Annotated in this window: 23 protein-coding genes; 10 read left to right on the top strand and 13 right to left on the bottom strand. The window is 69.9% G+C overall.

What is annotated here, in order from left to right; all coding sequences use genetic code 11:
* Positions 1 to 17 precede the first annotated feature (17 nt).
* The 10 genes from AC07RM_RS25905 to AC07RM_RS25860 form a co-directional block, all read right to left on the bottom strand.
* Positions 18 to 824, bottom strand: coding sequence for an ATP-binding cassette domain-containing protein (locus tag AC07RM_RS25905; protein WP_490879810.1), 807 nt, complete (start codon positions 822 to 824; stop codon positions 18 to 20).
* Positions 821 to 1,804 carry an ABC transporter ATP-binding protein gene (locus AC07RM_RS25900; protein ID WP_209546387.1) on the bottom strand — a complete coding sequence of 328 codons (984 nt, stop codon included), beginning with the start codon at positions 1,802 to 1,804 and terminating at the stop codon, positions 821 to 823. Before AC07RM_RS25900 ends, AC07RM_RS25905 begins: the two co-directional genes overlap by 4 nt.
* A 35-nt stretch (positions 1,805 to 1,839) precedes the next feature.
* Complete coding sequence (locus AC07RM_RS25895) at positions 1,840 to 2,721, bottom strand: ABC transporter permease (RefSeq protein WP_057598410.1); 882 nt, start codon at positions 2,719 to 2,721, stop codon at positions 1,840 to 1,842.
* On the bottom strand, positions 2,718 to 3,668 hold the full coding sequence (locus AC07RM_RS25890; RefSeq protein WP_057596054.1) for an ABC transporter permease: 951 nt from the start codon (positions 3,666 to 3,668) through the stop codon (positions 2,718 to 2,720). The genes AC07RM_RS25895 and AC07RM_RS25890 overlap by 4 nt, the downstream gene beginning before the upstream one ends.
* A gap of 336 nt (positions 3,669 to 4,004) precedes the next feature.
* Positions 4,005 to 5,087 carry a tartrate dehydrogenase gene (locus tag AC07RM_RS25885; RefSeq protein ID WP_093355354.1) on the bottom strand — a complete coding sequence of 361 codons (1,083 nt, stop codon included), beginning with the start codon at positions 5,085 to 5,087 and terminating at the stop codon, positions 4,005 to 4,007.
* Positions 5,088 to 5,563: 476 nt separating this feature from the next.
* The gene (locus AC07RM_RS25880) at positions 5,564 to 5,839 is read right to left on the bottom strand and encodes a hypothetical protein (RefSeq protein ID WP_495336382.1); all 276 of its coding nucleotides are present in this window, start codon (positions 5,837 to 5,839) and stop codon (positions 5,564 to 5,566) included.
* A gap of 212 nt (positions 5,840 to 6,051) precedes the next feature.
* Positions 6,052 to 6,561 carry a hypothetical protein gene (locus tag AC07RM_RS25875; protein WP_296780589.1) on the bottom strand — a complete coding sequence of 170 codons (510 nt, stop codon included), beginning with the start codon at positions 6,559 to 6,561 and terminating at the stop codon, positions 6,052 to 6,054.
* Between the two features lie 42 nt (positions 6,562 to 6,603).
* Positions 6,604 to 7,047, bottom strand: coding sequence for a hypothetical protein (locus tag AC07RM_RS25870; RefSeq protein ID WP_281081115.1), 444 nt, complete (start codon positions 7,045 to 7,047; stop codon positions 6,604 to 6,606).
* A gap of 174 nt (positions 7,048 to 7,221) precedes the next feature.
* A complete protein-coding gene (gene cphA, locus AC07RM_RS25865) occupies positions 7,222 to 9,789 on the bottom strand; it encodes a cyanophycin synthetase (RefSeq protein ID WP_495321664.1) in 2,568 nt (855 codons plus the stop codon).
* 64 nt (positions 9,790 to 9,853) lie between these two features.
* Positions 9,854 to 12,091, bottom strand: coding sequence for a cyanophycin synthetase (locus AC07RM_RS25860; protein ID WP_256223074.1), 2,238 nt, complete (start codon positions 12,089 to 12,091; stop codon positions 9,854 to 9,856).
* Between the two features lie 139 nt (positions 12,092 to 12,230).
* Here AC07RM_RS25860 and AC07RM_RS25855 point away from each other — a divergent pair, with 139 nt between their 5' ends.
* Together AC07RM_RS25855 and AC07RM_RS25850 are read left to right on the top strand one after the other, a co-directional pair.
* Positions 12,231 to 14,513 (top strand): cyanophycin metabolism-associated ABC transporter, encoded by a 2,283-nt coding sequence (locus AC07RM_RS25855; protein WP_093355374.1) that lies wholly within the window; start codon positions 12,231 to 12,233, stop codon positions 14,511 to 14,513.
* A complete protein-coding gene (locus tag AC07RM_RS25850) occupies positions 14,510 to 14,998 on the top strand; it encodes a cyanophycin metabolism-associated DUF1854 family protein (protein ID WP_495336381.1) in 489 nt (162 codons plus the stop codon). The genes AC07RM_RS25855 and AC07RM_RS25850 overlap by 4 nt, the downstream gene beginning before the upstream one ends.
* 1 nt (position 14,999) lies before the next feature.
* Here the strand turns inward: AC07RM_RS25850 and AC07RM_RS25845 are convergent, their stop codons facing one another.
* Complete coding sequence (locus tag AC07RM_RS25845; RefSeq protein WP_296780600.1) at positions 15,000 to 15,410, bottom strand: DUF2177 family protein; 411 nt, start codon at positions 15,408 to 15,410, stop codon at positions 15,000 to 15,002.
* A gap of 159 nt (positions 15,411 to 15,569) precedes the next feature.
* Here AC07RM_RS25845 and queC point away from each other — a divergent pair, with 159 nt between their 5' ends.
* Positions 15,570 to 16,298: a 7-cyano-7-deazaguanine synthase QueC gene (queC, locus tag AC07RM_RS25840; protein WP_209546412.1), complete on the top strand. Its 729-nt coding sequence runs from the start codon at positions 15,570 to 15,572 to the stop codon at positions 16,296 to 16,298.
* Here the strand turns inward: queC and AC07RM_RS25835 are convergent.
* Positions 16,256 to 18,040: an ABC transporter ATP-binding protein/permease gene (locus tag AC07RM_RS25835; protein ID WP_495336380.1), complete on the bottom strand. Its 1,785-nt coding sequence runs from the start codon at positions 18,038 to 18,040 to the stop codon at positions 16,256 to 16,258. The genes queC and AC07RM_RS25835 overlap by 43 nt on opposite strands.
* Before the next feature lie 118 nt (positions 18,041 to 18,158).
* A complete protein-coding gene (locus AC07RM_RS25830; RefSeq protein ID WP_495336379.1) occupies positions 18,159 to 18,725 on the bottom strand; it encodes a phosphonate degradation HD-domain oxygenase in 567 nt (188 codons plus the stop codon).
* Between the two features lie 243 nt (positions 18,726 to 18,968).
* On the opposite strand from AC07RM_RS25830, the gene AC07RM_RS25825 reads away from it, so the two are divergent.
* From AC07RM_RS25825 to AC07RM_RS25795, 7 genes are all read left to right on the top strand, one after another.
* Positions 18,969 to 20,000 (top strand): putative 2-aminoethylphosphonate ABC transporter substrate-binding protein, encoded by a 1,032-nt coding sequence (locus AC07RM_RS25825; RefSeq protein ID WP_093355391.1) that lies wholly within the window; start codon positions 18,969 to 18,971, stop codon positions 19,998 to 20,000.
* A gap of 65 nt (positions 20,001 to 20,065) precedes the next feature.
* On the top strand, positions 20,066 to 21,142 hold the full coding sequence (locus AC07RM_RS25820; RefSeq protein ID WP_296801450.1) for an ABC transporter ATP-binding protein: 1,077 nt from the start codon (positions 20,066 to 20,068) through the stop codon (positions 21,140 to 21,142).
* Between the two features lie 299 nt (positions 21,143 to 21,441).
* Positions 21,442 to 23,157 carry a putative 2-aminoethylphosphonate ABC transporter permease subunit gene (locus AC07RM_RS25815; protein WP_495336378.1) on the top strand — a complete coding sequence of 572 codons (1,716 nt, stop codon included), beginning with the start codon at positions 21,442 to 21,444 and terminating at the stop codon, positions 23,155 to 23,157.
* A complete protein-coding gene (locus AC07RM_RS25810; protein ID WP_495336377.1) occupies positions 23,154 to 24,287 on the top strand; it encodes a TIGR03364 family FAD-dependent oxidoreductase in 1,134 nt (377 codons plus the stop codon). The genes AC07RM_RS25815 and AC07RM_RS25810 overlap by 4 nt, the downstream gene beginning before the upstream one ends.
* 29 nt (positions 24,288 to 24,316) lie before the next feature.
* Complete coding sequence (gene phnX / locus AC07RM_RS25805) at positions 24,317 to 25,141, top strand: phosphonoacetaldehyde hydrolase (protein ID WP_495336376.1); 825 nt, start codon at positions 24,317 to 24,319, stop codon at positions 25,139 to 25,141.
* A 75-nt stretch (positions 25,142 to 25,216) separates the two neighbouring features.
* A complete protein-coding gene (locus AC07RM_RS25800) occupies positions 25,217 to 25,351 on the top strand; it encodes a hypothetical protein (protein ID WP_256223075.1) in 135 nt (44 codons plus the stop codon).
* Between the two features lie 126 nt (positions 25,352 to 25,477).
* Entirely contained in the window at positions 25,478 to 26,740 is a 1,263-nt protein-coding gene (locus AC07RM_RS25795; protein WP_208512520.1) for an MFS transporter, read from the top strand.
* Positions 26,741 to 26,782: the final 42 nt, after the last annotated feature.

Genomic DNA, 26,782 nt, shown 5'->3' with positions numbered 1-26,782 from the left:
AAGACAACAGAAAAAAATCAGTGGGCCGGCGCCTGCAGCACCGCGCCGAGCAGCGTTCGCGTGTAGGGGTGCTGGGCGTTGGCAAAGAGCTCCTGCGGCGTTCCGCGCTCGACGATCTGCCCCTTGAAGACCACGCAGACTTCGTCGCACAGGTGGTTGACGACGGCGAGGTCATGGCTGATGAGCAGGTAGCTGATGCCGAACTGCTGCTGCAGGTCCTGCATGAGGTTGAGCACCTGGGCCTGCACGGAGACGTCCAGGGCGCTCACGGGCTCGTCGGCGACGATGAGCTTGGGGCGGGTGATGAGGGCGCGGGCGATGGCGATGCGCTGGCGCTGACCACCCGAGAACTCGTGCGGGTACTTGTCGAGGTCGGTGGGGCGCAGGCCCACGGCGGCGAGGGATTCGGCGGCGCGCTCGCGCTGTTCCTTCTTCGAGACCTGCGCCAGTGCTTCGAGCGGCTCGGCCACGATGCGCGCGACCGTCTGGCGCGGGTCGAGGGAGCCGTAGGGGTCCTGGAACACCATCTGGAAGTCGCGCCGGGCGGTGCGTAGCTCGTCTCTTGAGAGGGCATGCAGCTCGCGCCCCTCGAGCTTCACGCTGCCCGAGGTGGGCTTGTCCAGGGCCATCACGAGGCGTGCGATGGTCGACTTGCCCGACCCTGACTCCCCGACGATCCCCACGCTGCGCCCGGCCTGCACCTCGAAGCTCACGCCATTGAGGGCCTTGACCGTGGGCGGCGGGCCCAGCAGCTTCTCGCGCGGCAGCGCGTAGTGGCGTACGAGGTCGGTCACTTGCAGCAGCGGTGTCTTCGTTTGCGTCATGCCACGGCCTCCGCTTCGATCTCGTCGAGTCGGATGCAGCGCACCGCATGGTCGTCAGGCAGCATCACCGCAGGCGGCCGCGTCGACTGGCAGGCATCGACCGTGTAGCTGCAGCGCCCCGCGAACGGACAGCCCGCGGGCAGGTCCACGAGCTCGGGCACGCTGCCGCGGATGGTCGCCAGCCGCTGCCCCTTCGGCGCCCCGATCACCGGCCGCGCCGCGAACAGCCCCTTGGTGTACGGATGCGCGCGGTTCGCGAAGAGCGCGCGCGTGGGCCCGCTCTCCACCACGCTGCCGCCATACATCACGAGCATGCGCTGCACGCTGTTGGCGATTACGCCCAGGTCGTGCGAGATCAGGATCAGCGCCATGCCCATCTCGGCCACCAGGTTCTGGATCAGGTCGAGCACCTGCTTCTGGATCGTCACGTCCAGGGCCGTGGTGGGTTCGTCGGCGATCAGCAGGTCCGGCCCGCAGGCCAGCGCCATGGCGATGCCGATGCGCTGGCGCTGGCCGCCCGAGAACTGGTGCGGATAGGCATCCAGGCGCGAGGCCGCGTCGGGGATGCCCACGCGCTGCAGCAGGTTCAGCGCCTCGGCGCGGGCCTGCTTGGCTGTCAGCCCACGGTGCAGCCGCAGCGGCTCGCCGACCTGGCGTGCGATGGTGTGGACCGGGTTCAGGGCCGTCATCGGCTCCTGGAAGATCATGCCGATGCGGTTGCCGCGGATCTGGCACATGGCGGACTCGGGCTGGCCGATGAGCTCCTGGCCGTCCAGGCGGATGCTGCCGGTGACCTTGGCGGTGGCCGGAAGCAGGCCCATGAGGGACATGACCGTGATGGACTTGCCGCAGCCCGACTCGCCCACGATGCCGAGGGTCTGGCCGCGCTCGAGCGAGAAGGAGACGCCGCGCACGGCCTGGGCGGGGCCGCGCTGGGTCTGCAGGCCGATGTGGAGGTTGTCGACTTCGAGGAGGGGCATGGGATTGGCCACGGTGCTGGTCGTTGCCATGTCGCTCACCTCGCGCGCGCCAGGCGCGGATCGAGCAGGTCGCGCAGGCCGTCGCCCAGCAGGTTCAGGCCCAGCACCGCCAGCGCGATGGCCATGCCCGGGAAGACGGCCAGCAGGGGCTGCTGGAACATCAAGGTCTGCGCCTCGCTGAGCATGCGGCCCCAGGAGGGCTGCGGCGGCTGGGTGCCCAGGCCGAGATAGGACAGGGCAGCCTCGGCCAGGATCGCGATGGCGAAGCGGATGGTGATCTGCACGATCAGCACCGCCGAGATGTTGGGCAGCACGTGCTGCATGGTGATGGCGAAGCTCCCCTTGCCGCAGGCACGCGCGGCGGCCACGTACTCGCGCGACCAGATGGCGTTGGCCGAGGCGCGCGTGATGCGCGCGAAGGTGGGGATGTTGTAGATGCCGATGGCGATGATGGCGTTGACGATGCCCGCGCCGAAGACGGCCGTCATCATGATGGCCGAGAGGATGGCGGGGAAGGCCAGCGAGAAGTCGGAGAAACGCATGATGGCTTCCTCGACCCAGCCCCGGCGCGCGGCGGCCAGCAGGCCCAGGGCGGTGCCGACCACCAGGCCGATGCCGACCGCGATGACGCCCACCAGGATGGAGGCGCGGGCGCCTACCAGCAGCAGCGAGGCCACGTCGCGCCCGAAGGCGTCGGTGCCCAGCCAGTGGCTGGCCGAGGGCGCCTGCATCTTGTTGGCCATGTCCATGGCGTAGGGCGAGTAGGGCGTCCAGAGGTAGGAGACCAGGGCCGCGAGCAGCAGCAGGGCGGCGAGCACGCCGCCGATGACGAAGCTGCGGTGGTGGCGCGCGCGCTGCCAGAAGCCGGGCAGCTTGAGGGCGGCGGCGCTGGGGGTAACCGATGCAATGGCGCTCATATGTCGCTCGCCTTGATGCGCGGGTCGATGACGGCATAGAGCACGTCGACCACGAAGTTGACGATGACGACCATGGCTGCGAGCAGCATGACGCAGTTGCGCACGACGATGAGGTCGCGGTTGCTGATGGCCTGGAAGATCAGGCGGCCCAGGCCCGGCAGGTAGAACACGTTCTCCACCACGATGGTGCCGGCCAGGAGTTCGGAGAACTGCATGCCCATGACGGTGATGACGGGGATCAGGGCGTTGCGCAGCACGTGGGTCCAGAGCACGGCGCGCTGGGTCACGCCCTTGGCGCGCGCGGTGCGCACGAAGTCCTCGCGCATGACCTCCAGCACGGCCGAGCGGGTGATGCGCGCGAGGATGGCCGCCTGCACGACGGCCAGGGACAGGGCGGGCAGCAGGAGCGACTTGAGGCCGGCAAAGACGCCTTCGCCCCAGCCGTCGAAGCCGCCGGCGGAGAACCACTGCAGCTGCACGGAGAAGACGAGGATCAGCAGGATGGCGAACCAGAAGTTGGGGATGGCAATGCCGACCTGGGTGAGGCCCATCAGGCCGACGTCGCCGAGCTTGTTGTGGCGGGCGGCGGCGGTGACGCCCACGAGCAGGGCGAGCACGGTGGTGAAGGCCATGGCCAAGAGGGCCAGGGGGACGGTGAGTGCGAGGCGCTCGAGGATGAGGTCGAGCACGGGGGAGCTGTAGGCGTAGGAGTCGCCGAGGTCGCCGGTGAGCAGGCCCGCGATCCAGTGCCAGTAGCGGGTCCAGGCGGGTTGGTCGAGGCCGAGCTTGGTGGCCAGGGCGGCGACGGCCTCGGGGGCGGCGTCCGGGCCCATGAGCATCTGCGCGGCGTTGCCGGGCAGGATCTCCAGGACCAGGAAGACGATGATGGAGGCGCCGATCAGCGTGCCGATCAGCGTGGCAAGGCGCTTGATTAGGAAGAGGCTCATCTCTGGGTGTTCATCGCTTTGCGTGGTGGTTTTTGTCCGGGGCGCGTGCACAGGACAGCGGGTACTTCCCTCCGCGAATGTCCCCCGCCTTCGGCTCCTCCTTTATTTCGCTGCGGGAAGCACCCACTGCCCTGTGCACGGAGGCGCTCGGGTTGTGCCGGCCGATCAGGCGCTGCGCGTCTGGCGCGCGTCGGCGGGGTACTCCCCGCAGCGAAATCAAGGAGGAGGCCGAAGGCCGGGGGACATTCGCGGAGGGGAGTACCCCGTCGGCGCGTGCCCGCCCCGATCCACGCACCCCATCCAAGGCACGATGAATCGGACAGCGGAAGCACAAGCTCATGCCGAGATGCACTCGGCGATCGCACGCCCCACGTCGACAGTGTTGGCGGTGCCACCCATGTCGCGGGTGCGCGGACCTTCGCTGAGCACGGTCTCGATGGCCGAGAGCACGGCGGCCGAGGCTTCGGCGTAGACCGGGTTGTCGCCGCCGAGGTGGTCGAGCATCAGCGCGGCCGACCAGATCTGGCCGATGGGGTTGGCGATGCCCTTGCCCGCGATGTCGGGGGCCGAGCCATGCACGGGTTCGAACAGCGAGGGGAACTTGCGCTCGGGGTTGAGGTTGCCCGAGGGCGCGATGCCGATGGTGCCGGTGCAGGCCGGGCCCAGGTCCGACAGGATGTCGCCGAACAGGTTGGAGGCCACCACCACGTCGAACCAGTCCGGGTGCTGCACGAAGTGCGCGCACAGGATGTCGATGTGGTACTTGCTCGTCGCCACGTCGGGGTAGCGCTTCGCGATCTCGGCCAGGCGCTCGTCCCAGTAGGGCATCGTGATCGAGATCCCGTTCGACTTGGTCGCGGCCACCAGGTTCTTGCGCTTGCGGCGGCTCGCCAGCTGGAACGCGTAGTCGATGATCCGGTCCACGCCCGTGCGCGTGAACACCGCTTCCTGGATCGCCATCTCGCGCGGCGTGCCCTCGAACAGGCGGCCGCCGACCGAGGTGTATTCGCCCTCGGTGTTCTCGCGCACCACCAGGAAGTCGATGTCGCCGGGCTGGCGGTGCGCCAGCGGGCCGGGCACGCCGGGCATCAGGCGCACCGGACGCAGGTTCACGTACTGGTCGAATTCGCGGCGGATCTTGATCAACAGGCCCCACACCGCGATGTGGTCGGGCACCTTGTCGGGCGCGCCCACCGCGCCGAAGTAGATCGCGTCGTGGCCCTGGATCTTGTCGTCCCAGTCGGCCGGCATCATCAGGCCGGTGCGCACGTAGTGGTCCGAGCCCCAGTCGAAGTGGTCGAACGAGAAATCGATGCCGAAGCGGCGGCCCACGGCGTCCAGCACGCGAAGGCCCTCGGGCATCACCTCGACGCCGATGCCGTCGCCGGGAATGACGGCGATCCTGTGTTTTGCTTGCATTTGATCCAGTACCCGGTTGATGAGGGACGGCGCGGGGCGCCCGTCATGCGGGGCGTGCGCCTGCCGCGTCGGAGTCTAGGACTGGATCGGCGGGGCGGGATCGGGAATGGCACGTACGCCGGCTTGCCAATATTGGAAGGGGCTGCGGCGGGTCTTTCCAGGGGAATCAGCAACGGATCCGGTGCGTCGCAGCGCTTGGCCTTCCAAAAATTAGAAGGCTGGAGGCCGCATCGGCGGCCCCGCGACACGGGCGCGACACGCGCGCGTGCCAGCGCCACGCGAGCGCGCTCCCGCCGCGCGCCCACGCAAAAGCAGGCGCGTCGCGCGGCGCGGGTTCGGGAAGCGAGAGGGAAGCGGATCAGCCGGCTGCGACGGTGCAGCGGTCGCGTCGAACGCGAGGGGAACTGGGAGAAAGAGAGAGGCGGGGAGCGGGAGGGAGGGAAACGGAAAACGAAAAGGCGCGGAACCGTCGAATCTCAGTTGCTGCTGCTGTTGCTGCTGCTCTTGTCGAGCTCGGTGACTTGCAGCGACAGATCGAACAGCTTGGACTTGCTGGCGTAGTAGCGATCGAGGCGCCATTCCTTGAGGATGTCCATCGCCAGCTGGAAGCTCTTGTAGTCGAGGCTGTAGAGCGTGACGAGTTCGAAGCTGTGTTCGGATTCGAGGGCCAGCACGAGCTGGGCGAGGATCTTGGCCGATTCGTTGGCCGGGTCCGTTTCGATGAATCGGCGAGCGACCTTGATGGCATTCATGGGTGAAAAGTTTCTCGGTAAGGCAGGAGCCGAGAACTATAGCTAGCAGCCCCCAAGGCTTTTATGACAATTCTGTGACATTGCGGGGCATCGAATTGCAGGCCTGCAGAACCTCGCCAAGAGGGAAAACACCCGGATTTCGGGGCTTCGCGGCGGTTTTTCGCATGAAAAAGGCGCCCCGAAGGGCGCCTCGTGGCGGATGCCGATGACGATCAGCGGATCGGCTGCGGTGCCGGGTAGGGCATCGGCGCGGCCGGATAGGCGGCCGGCGGCACCATCACGGGCTCGGGCGCGCGCATCGCCGGGGCCACCGGGTACGGCGCGGGGGCCGGCATCACGACCGTGGTGACCGACTCGCGGATCACGCCGCCGCCCATCACGCTGCCGTCGACCGCGGCGCGGGTGTTGCCCTCGCCGCCGAGCACGCGGGCTTCGCAGTCGGCACGGTCGCCCGGCGGTTGCAAGGCGCAGCGCTGCAACGCATTGCGGCGGTAGTCGGGCGCGGCGGTGAGGCCGCCGCGCGCCGCTTCCTGGCGCGCCGCGCCGGCTTCGCGGATGCAGGCCGCGCGGTCCTGCTGGTTGTGGCCGCAGACGGCCAGCTCGCGTTCGTAGGTGGCCTCGCCGCGGCGCGATTGCGCGCTGGCACTGCCGGCGCTCGCCAGGGCGCCGAGTGCCACGAGGGCGGCGATGGCGCCGCGGGTGAGAAGAAGACGCTGGTTCATGGTGTGTGCTCCTTGAGATCAGCCGATGAAGAGGACGAGGGATCAGCGCGCCGGTGCCGGCTGCGCGGGCAGCGGCGTCACGGTCTCGCGGATCACGCCGCCGCCCATCACGCTGCCTTCGGTGGTGGTGCGGCCGGCGCCCGCGCTGCCGCGGATGCGCGCTTCGCAGTCGGCGCGATCGGCTGCGGGTTGTTCGCGGCAGCGCGCGAGCGCATTGGCGTCGTAGCCGCCGGGACCGGCGCTCGTGAGGCCATTGCGGCCGGCTTCCTGCCGCGCCGCGCCGGCTTCGCGCAGGCAGGCCGCGCGGTCCTGCTGCACGCCGTCGCAAGTGGCGCGCTCCTTCTGCATGCGCGCCTCGGAACCGGGGGCCTGGGCCTGCGCACCGAGCGCGACCAGACCGGCCGCGAGCGCGAGGATGCGAAGGGAACGCAGCGGCCGCGTCGCGCGGCGGGTCGGGATCGTTCCCGCGTGGATCGTTGGGGTCATCGTGCCTCCTGGAAAGGACGCGACTTCCTCGAGAGCGAGGCAGTGCGCGACTGGAGGGCCAGTGTCCGGCCGCGCATGGCGCGCGGCCTGTGGGACGGCACAGACAGCGGACCCGGCGGGACGCGCCCCTGCGTGTGGGACGAATCCCGCAGCTGCGGGACTCGGCCCGTGGGCTCAGCCTTCGGCGATGCGCTTCGCGAGGTGAGCGAGCGCTTCGTCGACCTGGTCGACCAGGATCAGCGAGAGGTCGCCGGGCTGCAGCCGGGCCAGCGCGGCGTCGATGGCGATGAACTCGCCGCGGATCTCGTCGATCTGGCGCGTGCGGGTCGCGCCCTGCAGGCCCTGGCGCAGCAGGCCCATCACCTCGCCGTCGGCGCGGCCGCGCTGGGCCGCGTCCTGGTAGAGGATCACGTCGTCGAAGGCCTGGCCCAGGATCGCGGTCTGGTCGCGGATGTCGGAATCGCGCCGGTCGCCCGCGCCGCTGATGACCACCGAGCGCTTCTTCGCCGGCATGGTGTCCACGGCCGAGACCAGCGCGCGCATGGCGTCGGTGTTGTGGCCGTAGTCGGCGATCACGGTGGCGCCGCGGTAGTCCATCACGTTGAAGCGGCCGGGCACGCCGGCGGCGTCGTTGAGGAAGCTCGCGAGGCCGCTGCGGATGGTGTCCCAGTCCAGGCCCACGGCCCAGGCCGCGGCCACGGCGGCCATCACGTTGTCGACCTGGAAGCCGATGCTGCCGCCGCGCGTGATCGGCACGTCGCGCAGCGAGATGCGTTCGCGCCACGAGCCCTCGGCCGCCACCACGGTGTCCTGGTCGACGTAGACGGTGCGCTTGCCCTGCGCGCGGTGCGTGGCCATCACCGGATGCTGGCGGTCGGCCGCGAAGAAGATCACCTCGCCCGGGCAGTTGGTGGCCATCGCGGCGACGTTGGGGTCGGCCGCGTTGAGCACGGCATAGCCGCCGGGCGCCACGTTGCGCACCACCACGCGCTTGAGCACCGCGAGGTCCTCCACCGTGGTGATGTAGTTCAGGCCCAGGTGGTCGCCGCTGCCGATGTTGGTGACCACGGCCACCGAGCAGCGGTCGAAGCCCAGGCCCTCGCGCAGCACGCCGCCGCGCGCGACCTCGAACACAGCCGCGTCCACGTCGGGATGCAGCAGCACGTTGCGCGCGCTCTTCGGACCGCTGCAGTCGCCGCTGTCGGTCTGGCGGCCGTCGACGTACACGCCGTCGGTGTTGGTCATGCCGGTGCGCAGGCCGCTGGAGGCGACGATGTGGTTGATCAGCCGCGTGGTGGTGGTCTTGCCGTTGGTGCCGGTGACCGCGATCACCGGGATGCGGCCGTCGTCGCCATGGGCGAACAGCGCATCGACCACCGCCTCGCCGACCGCGCGGCCACGGCCGAACGAGGGCGAGATGTGCATGCGCAGGCCGGGCGCGGCATTGACCTCGACGATGCCGCCGTGCTGCTCTTCGAGCGGGCGCAGCACGCTCTCGCAGACCACGTCGACGCCGCAGATGTGCAGGCCGACCATCTGCGCCGCGTCCACCGCGCGCGCCGCCACCTCGGGATGCACGGTGTCGGTCACGTCGGTGGCGGTGCCGCCGGTCGAGAGGTTGGCGTTGTTGCGCAGCACCACGCGCTGGCCCAGCGCGGGCACGCTGTCGGGCGTGAGGCCTTGCGCCTCGAGCCGGCCGACGGCGATGTCGTCGAGGCGGATCTTGGTCAGCGAGGTGGCATGGCCCTCGCCGCGGCGCGGATCGAGGTTGACCGTGTCGACCAGCTGGCGCACGGTGGCGCTGCCGTCGCCGATCACGTGCGGCGGATCGCGCCGCGAGGCGGCCACCAGGCGGTCGCCCACCACCAGCAGGCGGAAGTCGAAGCCCGGCAGGAATTTCTCGACCATCACCTCGCCGTGGGCATCGGCGGCCGCGTAGGCCGCATCGAGCTGTTCGCGCGTCGTGATGTTGACGGTCACGCCCTTGCCCTGGTTGCCGTCCTGCGGCTTCACCACCACGGGCAGGCCGATCTCCTGCGCGGCGGCCCAGGCATCGTCCATGTCGGCCACCGGGCGGCCCAGCGGCACCGGCACGCCGGCGGCGTTGAGCAGCTGCTTGGTGAGTTCCTTGTCCTGCGCGATCGATTCGGCCACGCCGCTGGTGCTGTCGACCTCGGCGGCCTGGATGCGGCGCTGCTTCGAGCCCCAGCCGAACTGCACCAGGCTGCCGCTGGTGAGGCGGCGGTAGGGGATGCCGCGCGCGACGGCGGCGTCGACGATGGAGCCGGTGCTCGGGCCCAGGCGTTCCGACTCGTCGAGGTCGCGCAGCTCGGTGATGGCGGCGGTGGCGTCGAAGGCGGTGCCGTTCTGCGCCGCGGCGATCAGCGCCTCGGCCAGCTCGAGCGCGCGGCGGCCGACGGCCTCCTCGGTGTATTGCACGACCACCTGGTAGACGCCTTCCTCGAGCGTGGGCGAGGTGTGGCCGAAGTTGACCGCGCAGCCGGCCTGGGCCTGCAGCGCCACGGCCGCGTTCTCCAGCACGTGGGCCAGCGCCAGCGGCTGGCCGAGCACCATCGGGTGCAGCTCGCCGATGGTCGGGAAGGCCGCGCGCAGGCGGTCCTCGAAGCCGGCCAGCCGGCCGATGGCGTTCTCGTCGCCGTCGCAGGCAACGACCGCCTCGATGGCGGTGTGGCGGCTCCAGAGGTTGGGGCCGCGAAGGGCGCGGGTGCGGGTGACTTTCATGGGGCGGCGCGGTTCTTCTGGGGTATCGGCGGGTGCCCCGCGAGAACGCGGGGGACCGGATGGATCAAGCGAGCTGGAGTTGGGGCGAGGGCTGGCTCTGCGAGAGCTGCAGCGAGGCCAGTGCCGCCTGCAGGTCGGCCTCGAAGGCTTCGATGCCCGCGCCGATGAGGTTGAGCGGAATGCCCAGCGCCCAGGCCGCGGCCACGGCGGCCAGCAGGCTCTCGAGGCTGACGCCCGCATGGGTGGCGCGCCACACGGTGAGGCGGCCCAGGCCCGGCAGGAACGACTCGCTGGTGCCGTTGGCCAGCACCACGCGGTCCTGGCGGATCAGCACCGCCTTGCCGCCGGCGGCCTGGTGGGCCGTCAGCGACGCGGCCTGCGCGTCCACGCTGTAGAGGATCACGGCGCCGTCGCACAGCGGCGCCAGGCCGGCCACGCGTTCGTCGTCGGCGTTGAGCACCGCGGTGCCCTCGGGCAGCACCACGTCGACCTGGGTGCGCAGCACCTTGACCATGTGGTCGCTCTCGCGGATGTCGAAGTCGCCGAGCTGCTCGAAGCCGCCGAGGTCGGTCACGATGCCGACCTCGCAGCGGTCGTAGGGCAGGCCGTCCTGCAGGATGGTGCGCGCGCCGTTCTCGATCACCACGGCCTGCACCTGGCGGTTCATCAGCAGGCGGTGGCCGGCTTCCCAGTTGGCGCTGTCGCGCGCATCGACGCGGCGGCGCTCGAGGAACAGGCCGTCGCGGCAGGCCAGGCCGGTGTGGCGGCCGCCGAGGCCGACCAGCCAGGCCACCAGGCGGGCGATCACCGCGTTGTCGCGCGAACCGGCCACGCCCACCACGGGGATGCGGCCTTGCGAGTCGTCGGGGAACAGGTGGTCGCAGATCGCGCGGCCCACCGGGCGCGGCGAGCCGACGGCCGGCTTCAGGTGCATCAGCAGGCCGGGGCCGGCGTTCACCTCGACGATGGCGCCGCCCTGCGGGCCGAGCGGCTTCGAGATGTCCTCGCAGACCAGGTCGATGCCGGCGATGTCCAGCCCGACCACGCGCGCGGCCAGCTCGACCATGTGCGCGACCTCGGGGTGGACGCTGTCGGTGCAGTCGATCGCGACGTTGCCGTTGCGCTGGATCAGCACGCGGCGGCCGGCTTCGGGCACCGACTCGGGCACCAGGCCCTGGCGGCGCAGGTCCGACAGGATCGCGCCGTCGCGCGCGCCGAGGAACGACAGCGGGAAGTCCTCGGTGTCGCCGCGGCGCGGGTCGCTGTTGATCTGCAGGTCGATGAGTTCGCTGCAGTCGGACTTGCCGTCGCCCGTGACCCAGACGGTCTCGCCGCGCGCGGCCGCCACCATGCGGCCGCCGACCACCAGCACGCGGTGTTCCTCGCCGCGGATGTAGCGCTCGACCAGCACTTCGCTGCCGTGGCGCTCGGCCACGGAGAAGGCGGCCTCGATGTCCTCGCGCTTGGTCAGGTCCAGGATCACGCCGCGGCCATGGTTGCCGTCGGAGGGCTTGACCACCACCGGCACGCCCATCTCCTCGGCCACTTCCCAGGCCTCGGCCGGGCTGGCGACCGCCTGGCCGCCGGGCACCGGGATGCCGCAGCCCGCGAGCAGCGACTTGGTCAGCACCTTGTCGCTGGCGATCGATTCGCCGATGGCGCTGGTGTAGTCGGTCTCGGCGGTCCAGATGCGCTGCTGGTTGGCGCCGTAGCCCATCTGGACCAGGTTGCCGCTGTTCAGGCGCATGTAGGGGATGTCGCGGTCGATCGCGGCATTCACGATCGCCTCGGTGCTCGGGCCGAGGTAGCAGTCGTCGACCTTCGACTTGATCGCCTCGATCGCGGCCTGCACGTCGGCCGGGCCGATCGGGTCGTCATTGATCGCGGCCATCATGATGCGATGGCCCTCGGCCAGCGCCACCCGCGCCACCTGCTCGTCACGCGAGCGGAACACCATGCGGTAGGTGCCCGAGACCGAGGTCTCGCGGGTCTGGCCGAAACCGGTGGCCATGCCGGCCAGGTTCAAAAGCTCGATCACCACGTGCTCGAGCACGTGGCCCGACCAGGTGCCTTCGCGCAGCCGCTGGATGAAGCCGCCGCGCTCGCCGACGCCGCAGTGGTGCTCGATCAGCGCCGGCAGCAGGGTCGTCAGCCGGTCGCCGAAGCCTTCGATCTTGTTGGAGGGGAATTCCTCGAGCCGGCCGAGGTCCAGCCAGACTTCGAGCACCGGGCGGTAGGTCCAGATGCTCGGGCCGCGCAAATAGTTGATGCGCAGCAGGCGAATGTCGTCGAAACGGGTCATGCAAACGTTCGATGTGCTTTGGCCGAGCACCGCGGCGCCTTCAAGCGCGCCCATGGCGATCGGTCAGAATCGGCGCCCCGCGAAGGGCGTCATGGCGCGGTCCCAGCGGGCCGCGACGGGCAAGAGTCAAAGAAACACAATGCAACATCACGATCCAGTCGGCACCCAGGAGGGCGAAAACGAAGCGGTTTCAGAGGCTCTGAAAAGCCGGCTCGCAGTCGCGGAAAACGTTCTGGCAACACTGTCGGTTGACCTCGATGAAGAACTTCGTTTCAGTTTTGGCCTGGTGGCGCTCACCGACCAGCGGCTGCTGGCGCTGGAGCCCGGCGGCAAAGGCGTCTGGCGTGAGTGGTCGCTCGCCGACCCGGCGCTGGCGCTGCAGCTGAGCGACCAGTCGGGGGTCGGCCTGCTCGACCTGGTGGGCGGCGAGGGCCGGCTGGCGCGCTGGCGCTACACCCTGGCCAGCCAGGTCGCCGCGCTGCGCCTGCTGCGGCTGTTCGGCCAGCGTGCCAGCCATGCCGGCGGTGTCGCGCGCGCGACACCCGAGGCCGAGGCCGACGAGGTCGACACCGAGCTCCAGACCCCGCCCTCGACCTGGGTGCTGCTGCGGCTGGGCCGCTTCGCCCGGCCCTATCGCAAGCAGCTGATCGCCGGCTTCTTCCTCACCGTGCTGTCCACGGCCGCCACCCTGGTGCCGCCGTACCTCACGATCCCGCTGATGGACGACATCCTGATCCCGTTCCAGAACGGGCAGAAGATCGATCCGATGCGCGTGGGCCTCTACCTGAGCGGCCTGCTCGGCGCGGCGCTGGTCGGCTGGGGCCTGGGCTGGGCGCGCACCTACCTGCTGGCGCTGGTGTCCGAGCGCATCGGCGCCGACCTGCGCACCACCACCTACGAGCACCTGCTGACCCTGCCGCTCGACTACTTCGGCGGCAAGCGCACCGGCGACCTGATGGCGCGCATCGGCTCCGAAACCGACCGCATCAACGTCTTCCTGTCGCTGCATGCGCTCGATTTCGCCAACGACGTGCTGATGATCGTCATGACGGCGGCGATCCTGATCTCGATCAATCCGCTGCTGGCCGTGGTCACGCTGGTGCCGCTGCCCTTCATCGCCTGGATGATCCACGTGGTGCGCGACCGCCTGCGCACCGGCTTCGAGAAGATCGACCGCGTCTGGTCCGAGGTCACCAACGTGCTGGCCGACACCATTCCCGGCATCCGCGTGGTCAAGGCCTTCGCGCAGGAGCGCCGCGAGGCCGAGCGCTTCCGCGCCGCCAACGCCTACAACCTGCAGGTCAACGACAAGCTCAACCGCACCTGGTCGGTGTTCACGCCCACCGTGTCGCTGCTGACCGAGATCGGCCTGCTGGTGGTCTGGGGCTTCGGCATCTGGCAGGTAGCGCGCGGCAGCATCACGGTGGGCGTGCTGACCGCCTTCATCGCCTACATCGGCCGCTTCTACACGCGCATGGACTCGATGAGCCGCATCGTCTCGGTGACGCAGAAGGCCGCGGCCGGCGCCAAGCGCATCTTCGACATCCTCGACCACGTGAGCAACGTGCCCGAACCCGCGAACCCGGTGAAGGTGGAGCGGGTGCAGGGCGCGATCGCGATGCGCGGGCTGGGCTTCCGCTACGGCTCGCGCGCCGTGATCCACGACCTCGACCTGCGCATCGAGCCCGGCGAGATGATCGGCCTGGTGGGCCACAGCGGCTCGGGCAAGAGCACGCTGGTCAACCTGATCTGCCGCTTCTACGACGCCACCGAGGGCGCGATCGAGGTCGACGGCACCGACATCCGCCGCTTCGCCGTGGCCGACTACCGGCGCCACGTCGGGCTGGTGCTGCAGGAGCCCTTCCTGTTCTTCGGCACCATCGCGCAGAACATCGCCTACGGCAAGCCCGACGCCACGCGCGAGGAGATCGTGGCCGCGGCCCGCGCCGCCCATGCGCACGACTTCATCCTGCGCCTGCCGCACGGCTACGACTCGCTGGTGGGCGAGCGCGGCCAGGGCCTGTCGGGCGGCGAGCGCCAGCGCATCAGCATCGCGCGCGCGCTGCTGATCGACCCGCGCATCCTGATCCTCGACGAGGCCACCTCGGCGGTCGACACCGAGACCGAGAAGGAGATCCAGAAGGCGCTCGACAACCTCGTGCAGGGCCGCACCACGATCGCGATCGCGCACCGGCTCTCGACCCTGCGCAAGGCCGACCGCCTGGTGGTGATGGACCGCGGCGAGATCGTCGAGGTCGGCCCGCACGACGCACTCATGGCCAAGCAGGGCGCCTACTGGCGCCTCTACCAGGCGCAACTGCGCCAGGGCGACGACGATGCCAGCGAAGGCGCGGCCAACGAGCGCGTGGGCGCGCAGGGCATCCCGGTGAGCCATGCGGCGCATCCGGCGGGAGACGCATGATGGAAACGACGACGATCACCCTGCCCGACTTCGGGCTCGAGCGCGATGCCTTCGGCCGGCTGGTGCTGACCGATGCCCAGGGCCAGCGGCACGTGGGCGTCGCGCCGGTGCGGGCCTTCCCGCTCAGCGCGCCGGGCGAGGGCATCTCGCTGGTCGGTGGCGAGGGCCGCGAGCTGGTCTGGATCGACCGCGTCGATCAGCTGCCGCCCGCGGCGCGCGCGCTGCTCGAGGAGGAACTCGCGGTGCGCGACTTCGCGCCCACGCTGCTCAAGCTGCATGCCGTGTCGAGCTTCGGCGTGCCCAGCACCTGGACCGTGAGCACCGACCGCGGCGACACCCGCTTCGTGCTCAAGGCCGAGGAGGACATCCGCCGGCTCGAGCACGGCGCGCTGCTGATCGCGAGCGCGCACGGGGTGCAGTTCCGCATCGCCGACCTGAAGGCGCTCGACCGCGCGTCGCGCAAGTTGCTCGAGCGCTTTCTCTAGGTCAGCGAGAGCCCATCCAGCGCAGCGCCGCCCCGCCCGCCGTCGCCGCCACGCCGCTCGCGAAGGTGCCCCAGGCCATGTCGAGCAGCGACAGGCCCAGCGGCCAGCCCTTCATGATCGAGAGGTTGGTGAGGTCGTAGGTGGCGTAGGCGAACAGGCCGAGCAGGGCACCCAGCAGCGCGGTGCGCGCGAGGCTCGCGGCCTCGGCGCCGGGCAGCACCGCGAAGAACACCAGCCCCACCGGGTACAGCAGGTAGAACAGCGCCGCGAAGCCCAGCTTCGGCTCGGAGGCCATCAGGTGGCCCAGCCCCTGCTGGTAGAGGTTCTTGGCGATCACGCCGAGCCAGAGCGAATCGATCAGCGCCATCACGAGGAAGGTGGCGGCCCAGGCGGCGAGGTGTTTGGTGGTCATGGCGGCGGTGCGGATGGGTGGGGTGTCGCGGCCATCGTAGCGAGGCCCGGGGGCCGCGGGTAGCGCCGGCGGCGCGGGCTGCGAAAATCGCGCGTTCGGACTACAGCTCCGTCGTTCCCGCGCACCGATGCGCCTTGCCATCCATTCCTCGAGCCCACCATGCCCCTGCACACCACCGCCCTCGTCCTGTTCTCCGGCGGGCAGGACTCCACCACCTGCCTGGCCGACGCCCTCTCGAAGTACCAGCGCGTCGAGACCCTGGGCTTCGACTACGGCCAGCGCCACCGCGTCGAGCTCGACGTGCGCGCCGGCATCCTGGCCTCGCTGCGCGCGCGCTTTCCCGACTGGGCGCCGCGCCTGGGCCAGGACCACGTGCTCACGCTGGCGGCACTGGCGCAGCTCGGCGGCTCCTCGCTGACCGAGGAGGTCGCGTTCGAGATGCAGGCCGACGGCCTGCCCAACACCTTCGTGCCGGGGCGCAACCTGCTGTTCCTCACGCTGGCCGGCGCGCTGGCCTACCGGCGCGGGCTGCAGGTGATCGTCACCGGCGTCTGCGAGACCGACTTCTCGGGCTACCCCGACTGCCGCGACGACACCATGAAGGCGATGCAGCTCGCGCTGTCGCTGGGGCTGGAGCGCCGGCTGGTGATCGACACGCCGCTGATGTGGATCGACAAGGCCGAGACCTGGCAGCTCGCGCACCGCCTCGGCGGCCAGCCGCTGGTGGACCTGATCGTGGAGGAGACCCACACCTGCTACCTGGGCGACCGCACGCACCGGCAGGCCTGGGGCTATGGATGCGGCGAGTGCCCGGCCTGCGAGCTGCGCGCCCGGGGCTGGGCGCGCTATGCCGAGCCGGCCGTGCCCGGCACCACCTCCACGCGGTAGCGCGCGGGCGCGCCCTCGGCCTCGGGCACCAGCGTCCAGCGCTGGGTGTGGAACTCGCCGACCGCGGCGCGGTGCGCGATCGAGACCATCGCGCCGCCTTTCTCGCGCACCATCCCGGCCAGCCGCTGGTAGAGCGTGCGCTCGGCCGGCGCGTCGAGCGCGCTGCTGATCTCGTCGGCGAAGATCCAGCGCGGCTTCTTGAGCAGCACGCGCGCGATCGCGAGCCGCTGCTGCTCGCCGCCCGAGAGCTTCTGGCCCCAGGCGTCGCTGTCGTCGAGGCGCGCCACGAGGTCGGGCAGCAGCGCATCGGCCAGGGCCTGGCGCAACTGGTCGTCGCTGAAATCCGTCGACGGGTTGGGATAGGTCAGGGCATCGCGCAGCTTGCCGTCGGGCACGTAGGGACGCTGGGGCATGAAGGCCACGTCCTCGGGCACCTCGAGCCGGCCCTTCGAGAACGGCCAGATGCCCGCGAAGGCGCGGAACAGCGTCGACTTGCCGCTGCCCGAGGGACCCTGGACCAGCACGCTGTCGCCGGGCTGCACCGACAGGGCGGCGCCGCTGAGCAGCGGCGTGCCGTTGGGCAGCGAGACCGACAGGTCCTGCGTGCTCAGCGCCGCGGCCGGCGCGCGCTCCAGCGTCTCGGGGCGCGCGGCGTGCGCGGTCATGCCCTCGTCGAAGCTCGAGAGGCGGTCCGCGGTGGCGCGCCAGACGGCCAGGCTGTCGTAGTTGTCGACGAACCAGCTCAGCGACTCCTGCACCTTGCCGAAGGCCGAGCCGATCTGCATCAGGTGGCCGAGCTGGAAGGCGCCGCCGAAGTACTGCTGCCCCGCGACGAGGAACGGGAAGATCACGGCCGCCTGGCCGAAGAAGGAGGTGAAGGTGACGAGGTTCTTCTGCTGCTTGATCAGCAGCAGGTAGTTGCGCAGCACGTTGCCGAAGCGCGTGTCGAGCTGGGCGCGCTCGACCTTCTCGCCGTGGTCCAGCGCCACCGCTTCGCTGTATTCGCGCACGCGCATCAGGTGGTGCCGGAAGTCGGCCTCGTAGCGCTGCTGGCGGAAGTTGATCCCGATCAGCGGGCGGCCGATGAAGTGGGTGATCGCGGTGCCCACGATGGAATAGGCGAGCGCGATCCAGACCATCGCGCCCACCACCTGGTAGGTGGTGCCGCTGAAGGTGAACGAGAAGTTGCCCGACAGGCCCCAGAGCAGGCCGATGAAGCTCATCAGCGTGACGACCGCGTTCAGCAGGCCCATCGACAGCGACATGGTGGCGCTGGTGAACATCTGCACGTCCTCCTGGATCCGCTGGTCGGGGTTGTCGGGCGCCTGGCCTTCCTTGCCGGCATAGCGCGCCAGCTCGAGGTGATAGAAGGTCCGGTCGGCCATCCAGCGCGACATGTACTCGCGCGTCATCCAGGTGCGCCAGCGCAGCTGCAGCAGCTGCGTCACGTAGAACTTGAGCACCTGCACCGCGATGTTGAAGAAGGCGATCCAGCCGAACACGCCGACCTCGCGCCAGAAGCTCGCCGCATCCTTGTTCTGCAGCGCATCGTAGAAGCGCCCATACCACTGGTTGCCGAGCACCGCCACGTACACGTAGCCCAGGTTGAGCGCGACGATGGTCGCGAACATGAGCCGCGCCTTCCATTTCTCGTCGGACCGGAAGTAGGGCGCCGCGAGCTTGAAGACGCGGCGCAGCACCTGCAGGAAGGTCTGGGCGCGTTCGTTGACGGTGGGGGACATGCTGGCTTTCCTCGCTGGCGCAGGCGCGCCGGTCATCGTGAGGAGGCCATAGTAGACAAATGTTTCTTAAACCGGGCTGAAACATGCCGGCACGGCATGCGACCGGCCTGCGCCGCCCTCAGTAGGTGTCCAGCATCACGCGCGCCGCGGTCGCCAGGAAATGCGAGAGCGGCGGTGTCTTCAGGCCTTCGACCTTCGCCTCCTCGTCCCACAGCCGCAGCCGGATCGCATCACTCGACCACGGATGGTCGGCGAAGCGCCGCGCGGCCGCGTCGTTCATCGGCCCGCCCTGCAGTTGCAGGCTGCGCACCGAATCGGGCGAGAGCCGCGCGAAGTAGTCGGGCCGCGTCGCGCAGAGGTAGCGCTTGGCATCCACGTGCAGCCGGATCGGCTCGCGCACCTCGAGGCCGAAGGCGCCGCGCAGCAGCGGCAGCGCAATGTACTGGTGGCGGTCGTCGATGCCGAGCTCGGTCGGCGAGCGCTCGAGCGTCTGGTGCTCGGTGATCAGCATGTGGCCCAGGTCGTGCAGCAGCGCGGCCGTGACCAGCGCGTCGCCGGCCCCGGCCTGCTCGGCCAGCCAGGCGCATTGCAGCGCATGCTCGGCCTGCGACACCGGCTCGCCCGCATAGGCGACGCCGCCGCGTTCGGCAAACAGGCGGGCGATCTCGGCGAGGTCGAGTGTCATTGTTCTGAAACGAAGCGCGGGCGACAGCACACCGAAGTTCGCGGATCTCGATGACAAGGCCATGACCGCCCGTGCGAGCCCGGTCGCGGGAAGGGTTTTGGCATGCCCCAACGCATGCGTTTGACAAATCCCTGTCACACGCCGCTGCCAGCATCGCCGCGTCCACGGCAGGCCTGCGCCACCGTGTTGCGTTTTCGTTTTTCTCCCGTTTTTCGCTCCAATTCTTTCCCGAGGGATCTCACCATGCTGCGTCGTTGTCTTCGCTGGGCCGCCGTGCCCGCCCTGCTTTCGCTGGCCTTCGCCGCCACCGCCCAGGGCCGCACCGAGCTGCTGGTCTATACCGCGCTCGAGGCCGACCAGGTGCAGGCCTACAAGGCCGCGTTCGAGAAGGAGAACCCGACCATCGAGCTGAAGTTCGTGCGCGACTCCACCGGCATCGTCACCGCCAAGCTGCTGGCCGAGAAGGCCAACCCGCAGGCCGACGTGGTGTGGGGCCTGGCCGCCACCTCGCTGATGCTGCTCGACAAGGAAGGCATGCTGCAGCCCTACGCGCCCAAGGGCCTCGACGCGGTGAAGCCCACCATGCGCGATCCGGCCAACCCGCCCAAGTGGGTCGGCATGGACGTGTGGTCCTCGGCCATCTGCTTCAACACCGCCGAAGCGACCAAGAAGAACCTGCCCAAGCCCACGAGCTGGGCCGACCTCACGAACCCGGTCTACAAGGGCCAGATCACGATGCCCAACCCGGCCGCCTCGGGCACCGGCTACCTGATGGTCTCGGGCTGGATCCAGATGATGGGCGAGGACAAGGCCTGGAAGTACATGGACGCGCTGCACCAGAACATCGGCATCTACAGCCAGTCGGGCAGCAAGCCCTGCCGCCAGGCCGGCGCCGGCGAGTTCGCGCTCGGCATGTCCTTCGAATACCGCGCCAACAAGACCAAGCGCGACGGCGCGCCGATCGACATCGTGCTGCCCAAGGAAGGCCTGGGCTGGGACATGGAAGCCACCGGCATCATCAAGACCAGCAAGAAGCAGGACGCCGCCAAGGCACTGGCCGACTGGGCCGTGACGAAGCAGGCCAACGAGCTCTACGCGAAGAACTTCGCGGTGCTGGCGCTGCCTGGCATCCAGGAAAAACTGGAATTCGTGCCGGGCGACGTGGAGAAGCTGCTGGCCAAGAACGACTTCACCTGGGCCGCCGCGAACCGCGACCGCATCCTGGCCGAGTGGTCCAAGCGCTACGAATCGAAGTCCGAGAAGAAGCCGATGTGAGGGGCTGACGGCTCTTCGCATCCCTCTTTCCTTTTTTCTTCTTCTCTTCCAGCAGGCAGCCGCGCATGACGACGAGCTTTCTTTCCCTCCGCGGCATCGGCAAGTCCTTCGGCGCGACGCGCGTGCTCGACGGCATCGACCTCGACATCGAACCGGGCGAGTTCGTCTGCCTGCTCGGCCCCTCGGGCTGCGGCAAGACGACCTTGCTGCGCATCGTCTGCGGCATCGAGCGCGCGGACCACGGGCAGATCCTGCTCGGCGGCCAGGACATCGCGGGCCTGCCGCCGGCGGCGCGCGGCTTCGGGGTGGTGTTCCAGTCGTATGCGCTGTTCCCGAACCTGACGGCGGCGCAGAACATCGCCTACGGCCTGCATCCGACGGGCGCGTTGGCGCGCGAGATGGCCAAGCGTTCGCGCGAGATGCTCGACCTGGTGGGCCTGGCGGCGCATGCCGACAAGTACCCGGTGCAACTCTCGGGCGGCCAGCAGCAGCGCGTGGCACTGGCGCGCGCGCTCGCGCCCAATCCGCGCCTGCTGCTGCTCGACGAGCCGCTGTCGGCGCTCGACGCGCAGGTGCGCGCCAGCCTGCGCACCGAGATCCGCGCGCTGCAGAAGCGCCTGGGCATCGTCACCATCATGGTCACGCACGACCAGGAAGAGGCGCTCTCGATGGCCGACCGCGTGGTGCTGATGCACGACGGCCGCATCGAGCAGGCCGGCACGCCCGACGAGCTCTACCGCCAGCCGCGCACGCGTTTCGTGGCGGGCTTCGTCGGCCGCATGAACATGCTGCCGGCCACGGTGCTGGCCGACGGCAAGGTGCGCGTGCGCGACGCCGAGCTGTTCTGCGCCCCCGGCAACCTCAGCGTGGGTTCGCAGGCCACCGTGGGCATCCGTCCCGAGCACGTGGTGGTGAAGCGCTTCGGTGCCGAACTCGGCGCCAACAGCTTCGCGGCGCGCCTGCTCGACACCGAGTTCTTCGGCAACCGCACCGCCGCGCGCCTGGCCTGCGAGCCGCTGGGCATCGAGATCGAGGCCGAGCTGCCGGCCGATGCGCAAGGCAATGGCGGCGAGCCGCTGGTGCCGAGCAGCATGGTGCATATCCAGTTGCCTTTGCATGCGCTGTCGGTGCTGGCGCATTGAATGACGAACCGCTTTGTCGTTTGTTCGACGATGGAGCGATGGGGGCGGACTCACGCCGACGGGGTACTCCCCTCCGCGAATGTCCCCCGGCCTGCGGCCTCCTCCTTGATTTCGCTGCGGGGAGTACCCCATCGACGTGAGTCTGGAGCAGGTCGGTTGAACCGGATGGCACCACCGCTGCGCCCACGTGCACAGGCCAGGGGGTGCTTCCCGCAGCGAAATCAAGGAGGAGCCGAAGGCGGGGGACATTCGCGGAGGGAAGTACCCGCTGTCCTGTGCACGCGCCCCGGACACACACAATGAGCAGCACCCCCGAAGCCATCGCCATCATCCCTGTCACGCCGATACGCGCCAATGCCATCGACCGCGAGCGCTGGCTCACGGGCGCTGCCGTGGCATTGGTCGTGCTGCTGTTGCTCGTGATCGTTGCGTTGCCCGTAGGCGCACTCGTAGGCCAGAGCTTCTTCGACCGCGAGGGCGGCTTCGTAGGCCTCGCCAACTTCGCGCGCTACCTCGACAACCCCGCCCTGGTCCAGTCCGCCTTCAACAGCCTCTGGCTGGCCGCGGTCAGCGCCGTGATCTGCACCGCCATCGCCTACGTCTACGCGTATGGCCTCACGCTTTCGTGCATGCCGGCCAAGGGCGTGCTGCGCGCCGTCGCGTTGATACCGCTGCTCGCGCCTTCGCTGCTGCCCGCCATCAGCCTGGTCTACCTGTTCGGCAACCAGGGCCTGTTCAAGGGCCTGCTCGGTGGTGCGTCCATCTACGGCCCGCTGGGCATCGTGCTGGGCTCGGTGTTCTGGACCCTGCCGCATGCGCTCCTGATCCTCACCACCGCGATGGCGACCTCCGACGGTCGCCTCTACGAGGCCGCGCAGACGCTCGGTGCTTCGCGCTGGCGCATGTTCCGCACCGTCACCTTGCCGTCCACGCGCTACGGGCTGATCGTGGCCGCGATGGTGGTGTTCGTGCTGGTGATCACCGACTTCGGCGTGCCCAAGGTGGTGGGCGGCCAGACCGGCGTGCTCGCGACCGACATCTACAAGCAGGTGGTCGGGCAGCAGAACTTCCAGATGGGCGCGGTGGTGGGCTTCGTGCTGCTGATCCCGGCCGTGCTGTCCTTCCTGGTCGAACGCCATGTGCGTCGCAAGCAGGCCGCGGCGCTGTCGGCGCGCGCCACGCCCTATCAGCCCGAGCCGGTGCGCACGCGCGACCGCGCGCTGCTCGTGTTCTGCGCGCTCACGGCCTGCGCCATCCTCGTGATGATCGGCATGGCCGTGTTCGCCTCGCTCGCCACCTACTGGCCCTACCAGCTCGCGCCCTCGCTGAAGAACTACGACTTCAGCAACATGGACGGCGGCGGCTGGGGCAGCTACTTCAACTCGCTGCGGCTCGCGGTCTGCGCCGCCGTGGCGGGGGCGCTCCTCACCTTCGTGTCGGCCTACCTGGTCGAGAAGCCGCGCCACTTCGGCCTGCTGCGCGAACTGCTGAACCTGCTGGCCAACCTGCCGCTCGCGGTGCCGGGCCTGGTGCTCGGCGTGGGCTACATCTTCTTCTTCATCTCGCCCTCGAACCCGCTGCGCGCCATCTACGGCAGCATGACCATCCTCGTGGTCTGCACCGTGGCGCATTTCTTCTCGGTCGCGCACCTCACCTCGCTGACCGCGCTGCGCCAGCTCGACCGCGAGTACGAGCTGGTCTCCGAATCGATGGGCATCCCGTTCTGGCGCACCCTGTGGCGCGTGCACCTGCCGGTCGCGCTGCCCACGGTGCTCAACGTCGGCGGCTATTTCTTCGTCAACGCGATGACCACCGTCTCGGCCGTCGTGTTCCTCTATTCGCCGCAGACCACGCTGGCCGCCATCGCCGTGCTCAACATGGACGATGCCGGCGACGTGGCGCCCGCCGCGGCCATGGCCTCGCTGATCATGCTCACGGCCGCCGCCGGCCGCGGCCTGTTCGCGCTGGCCGGCCACTGGGCGCTCGCGCGCACCCAAGCCTGGAGACACCGTTGACCGCCGCTCCCAACTCCTCCTCCTTCGATGTCATCGTCGTCGGTGCCGGCATCGTCGGCCTCGCGCACGCCTACACGGCCGCCAAGCGCGGCCTGCGGGTCTGCGTGGTCGAGCGCGACGCCGCCTGCATCGGCGCCTCGATCCGCAACTTCGGCTTCATCACCGTGACCGGCCAGGCGCCGGGCGACAGCTGGCGCCGCGCCATGCACTCGCGCGACGCGTGGCAGGAGATCGCGCCGCAGGCCGACATCGACATCGTGCACCGCCACCTGTGGCTCGCGGCCTACCGGCCCGAGGCGCATGCGGTGCTCGAGGCCTTCATGCGCACGCCCATGGGCGAGGCCTGCCAGCTCATCGATGCCGCCGAGGCCCAGGCCAAGGCGCCCGCGCTGCACCTGGCCGAGGCGCGCTCGGTGCTGTTCAGCCCGCACGAGCTGCGCGTGGAGTCGCGCACCGCGATCGCCCGGCTCGCCGCCTGGCTGGCGCGCGCGCATGGCGTGACCTTCCGCTTCGGCGAGGCCGTGCTCGAGGTTCAGACGCCGCGCGTGCGCACCTCGCGCGGCGAACTGCATGCCGAGCGCGTGGTGGTCTGCACCAACAGCGAACTGCACGGCCTGTTCGCCGATCGCATCGCGGCCCACGACCTCACGCTGTGCCGGCTGCAGATGCTGCGCGTGCAGCCCGAGGCCGGCTTCCGGCTGCCGGGCGCGGTGATGATGGACCTGAGCCTGGTGCGCTACGAGGGCTACAGCACGCTGCCCGAGGCGGCCGCGCTGCGCGAGCGCCTGCAGCAGGAAGAAGCGGCTTCGCTCGCGCACGGCATCCACCTGATCGTGGTGCAGAGCGCCGACGGCTCGCTGGTGGTCGGCGACTCGCACCACTACGCCGCCGCGCCCGAGCCCTTCGCGCTGGAGGAGGTCGACCGCCTGATCCTGCGCCACCTGCGCAGCACGCTCGACCTCGAGAGCGCGCAGATCGTCGAGCGCTGGAACGGCGTCTATCCCTCCTCGAAGACCACGCCCTGCGTGGTCGACGCGCCCGACGACGCGACCCGCGTGGTGCTGGTCACCAGCGGCACCGGCGCCAGCACCGGCTTCGGCATCGCGCACGACGTGTTCGCCGGCTGGTGATCCCTTTTCATTCACGCGAGTCCTTCTTCATGTCCGCCACGCATTCCTCCAGGCTCCAGGCCGTCGTCTTCGACTGGGCCGGCACCATCCTCGACTTCGGCTCCTGCGCGCCCATGGGCGCCTTCGTGAAGCTGTTCGAGCAGTTCGGCATCGAGATCACCATCGCCGAGGCGCGCGGCCCGATGGGCATGGCCAAGTGGGACCACATCAAGGCGCTGGGCTCGCAGCCGCGCATCGCCGCGCAGTGGGAAGCGAAGCATGGCCATGCCTTCAATGATGCCGACGTCGACCGGCTCTACGAGGTGTTCACGCCGATGAATGCCGCCAGCGCACGCGACCATGCCGACTTCATCCCGGGCGCGCTCGACGCCGTGGCCGCCGCGCGTGCGCGCGGCCTGAAGATCGGCTCGACCACCGGCTACAACCGCCCGATCATGGAGGTGGTCACGGCCATCGCCGCGCAGGGCGGCTACGTGCCCGACAACCTCGTGTGCGCGGGCGACCTCGCGGCCGGCCGGCCTTCGCCGCTGATGATGTACCGCTGCTTCGCCGACCTCGGCGTGTGGCCGGCCCACGCCGTGGTGAAGGTCGACGACACCGGCGTGGGCCTCGAGGAAGGCCTGAACGCCGGCACCTGGGCCGTGGGCCTCGCGGTCAGCGGCAACGTGATGGGGCTGACCCTGGCCGAATGGCAGGCGCTCGGCGCCGACGAGCAGCAGGCACGCCGCGAGCAGGCCACCGAGCAGCTGAAGGCGGCCGGCGCCCACTACGTGATCGACAGCGTGGCCGAGCTCATGCCGGTGCTCGACGACATCGAGCGCCGCCTCGCGGCCGGCGAGCGGCCCGGGCGCTGAGTTCCGTTTTCACGGCGGCGCGATCGGGTTCGCGTCCGACTTGACCGACCATGGAGCGGGCCTAGCATGCCCGCCATGCGACACCTCTTCCTCGCACTCTGCTGCTGCCTCGGCCTGATGGCCGCCGGCTGCGACGACAAACCCAGGCCGGGCGGTCCGATGCCCAAGGCCTCGGCCGCGCAGCCGCTCGTCGCGCCATCGCTGGCCTGACGCGCACCGGCGCATGGCGGCGCCGCCGACGCGCGGCGCGGTGCGCTCGTGCGCCAGCGCGGCTTGCCTTGTATGCTCGACCTCGCCGTCTTCCCGACGGACGCATGCAAGACAAGAAAGAGAACGATGACGGAGACGCTCGCCGCACGCCACCCCTCCCACCAGCCCGATTCGCGCTACGCCATGGTGCGGCTCGGCCTCACGCTGCTGATCATGACCGTCGGCAGCAGCGGCATGTACGTGGTGTCGGTGATGCTGCCCTCGGTGCAGGCCGAGTTCGGCATCGACCGCGCGCAGGCCTCGCTGCCCTACACGCTGCTGATGCTGGGCTTCGGCATCGGCGGCGTGCTCATGGGCAAGCTGGCCGACCGCTTCGGCATGATGTGGCCGCTGCTCGGCGGCGCCGTCTGCCTCGGGCTCGGCTACGTCGCCTCGGGCCTCGCGGGCGGCATCGTCTCCTTCACCATCGCCCAGACCCTGCTGGTTGGCCTGCTCGGCAGCTCGGTGGCCTTCGCGCCGCTGGTGGCCGACACGTCGCTCTGGTTCGTCAAGCGGCGCGGCATCGCGGTGGCGATCTGCGCCAGCGGCAACTACGTGGCGGGCGCCGTGTGGCCGCCGATCGTGCAGCACTTCATCGAGACCGTGGGCTGGCGCCAGACCTACATCGGCATGGGCCTGTTCTGCAGCGTCACGATGGTGGCGCTGGCCTTCTTCTTCCGCGCGCGTGCGCCGGCCGCGGTGGCCACGCCCCCCGTGGCGGGCCCTGGTGGCGCCGCGGTGCGTAATCTCGCGCGGCCCTTCGGCTTCAGCGCCGGCACGGCGCAGGGCTTGCTGTGCGTGGCGGGCGTGGCCTGCTGCGTGGCGATGGCGATGCCGCAGGTGCACATCGTGGCCTACTGCAGCGACCTCGGCTTCGGCGCCGCGCGCGGCGCGCAGATGCTCTCGCTGATGCTGGCCTTCGGCGTGGTGAGCCGGCTGGTGTCGGGTGCCATCTGCGACCGCATCGGCGGGCTGCGCACGCTGCTGCTCGGCGGCGCGCTGCAGTGCGTGGCGCTGCTGCTGTTCCTGCCCTTCGACGGGCTGGTGCCGCTGTACGTGGTGTCGGCGCTGTTCGGCCTGTTCCAGGGCGGCATCGTGCCCTCGTACGCGATCATCGTGCGCGAGCACTTCCCGGCCTCCGAGGCGGGCGCGCGCGTGGGCACGGTGCTGATGTTCACGCTGTTCGGCATGGCGCTCGGCGGCTGGATGTCGGGCAAGGTGTTCGATCTCACGGGCAGCTACCACGCGGCCTTCCTCAACGGCATCGCCTGGAACCTGGTCAACGTCTCGATCGCGGCCTTCCTGCTGTACCGGGTCATGGGGCGCGGCCGCCGCGTCGCGCCGGCCTGAGCCAGCGGCCGGACGGCTGGAAGCGGCAGAGTATATTCAAGC

The organism is Variovorax sp. GW821-FHT09B05 (genome assembly GCF_059418265.1).
The sequence above is the reverse complement of the archived record's forward strand: the minus strand, read 5'-3'. Positions and strand labels throughout refer to the sequence as shown.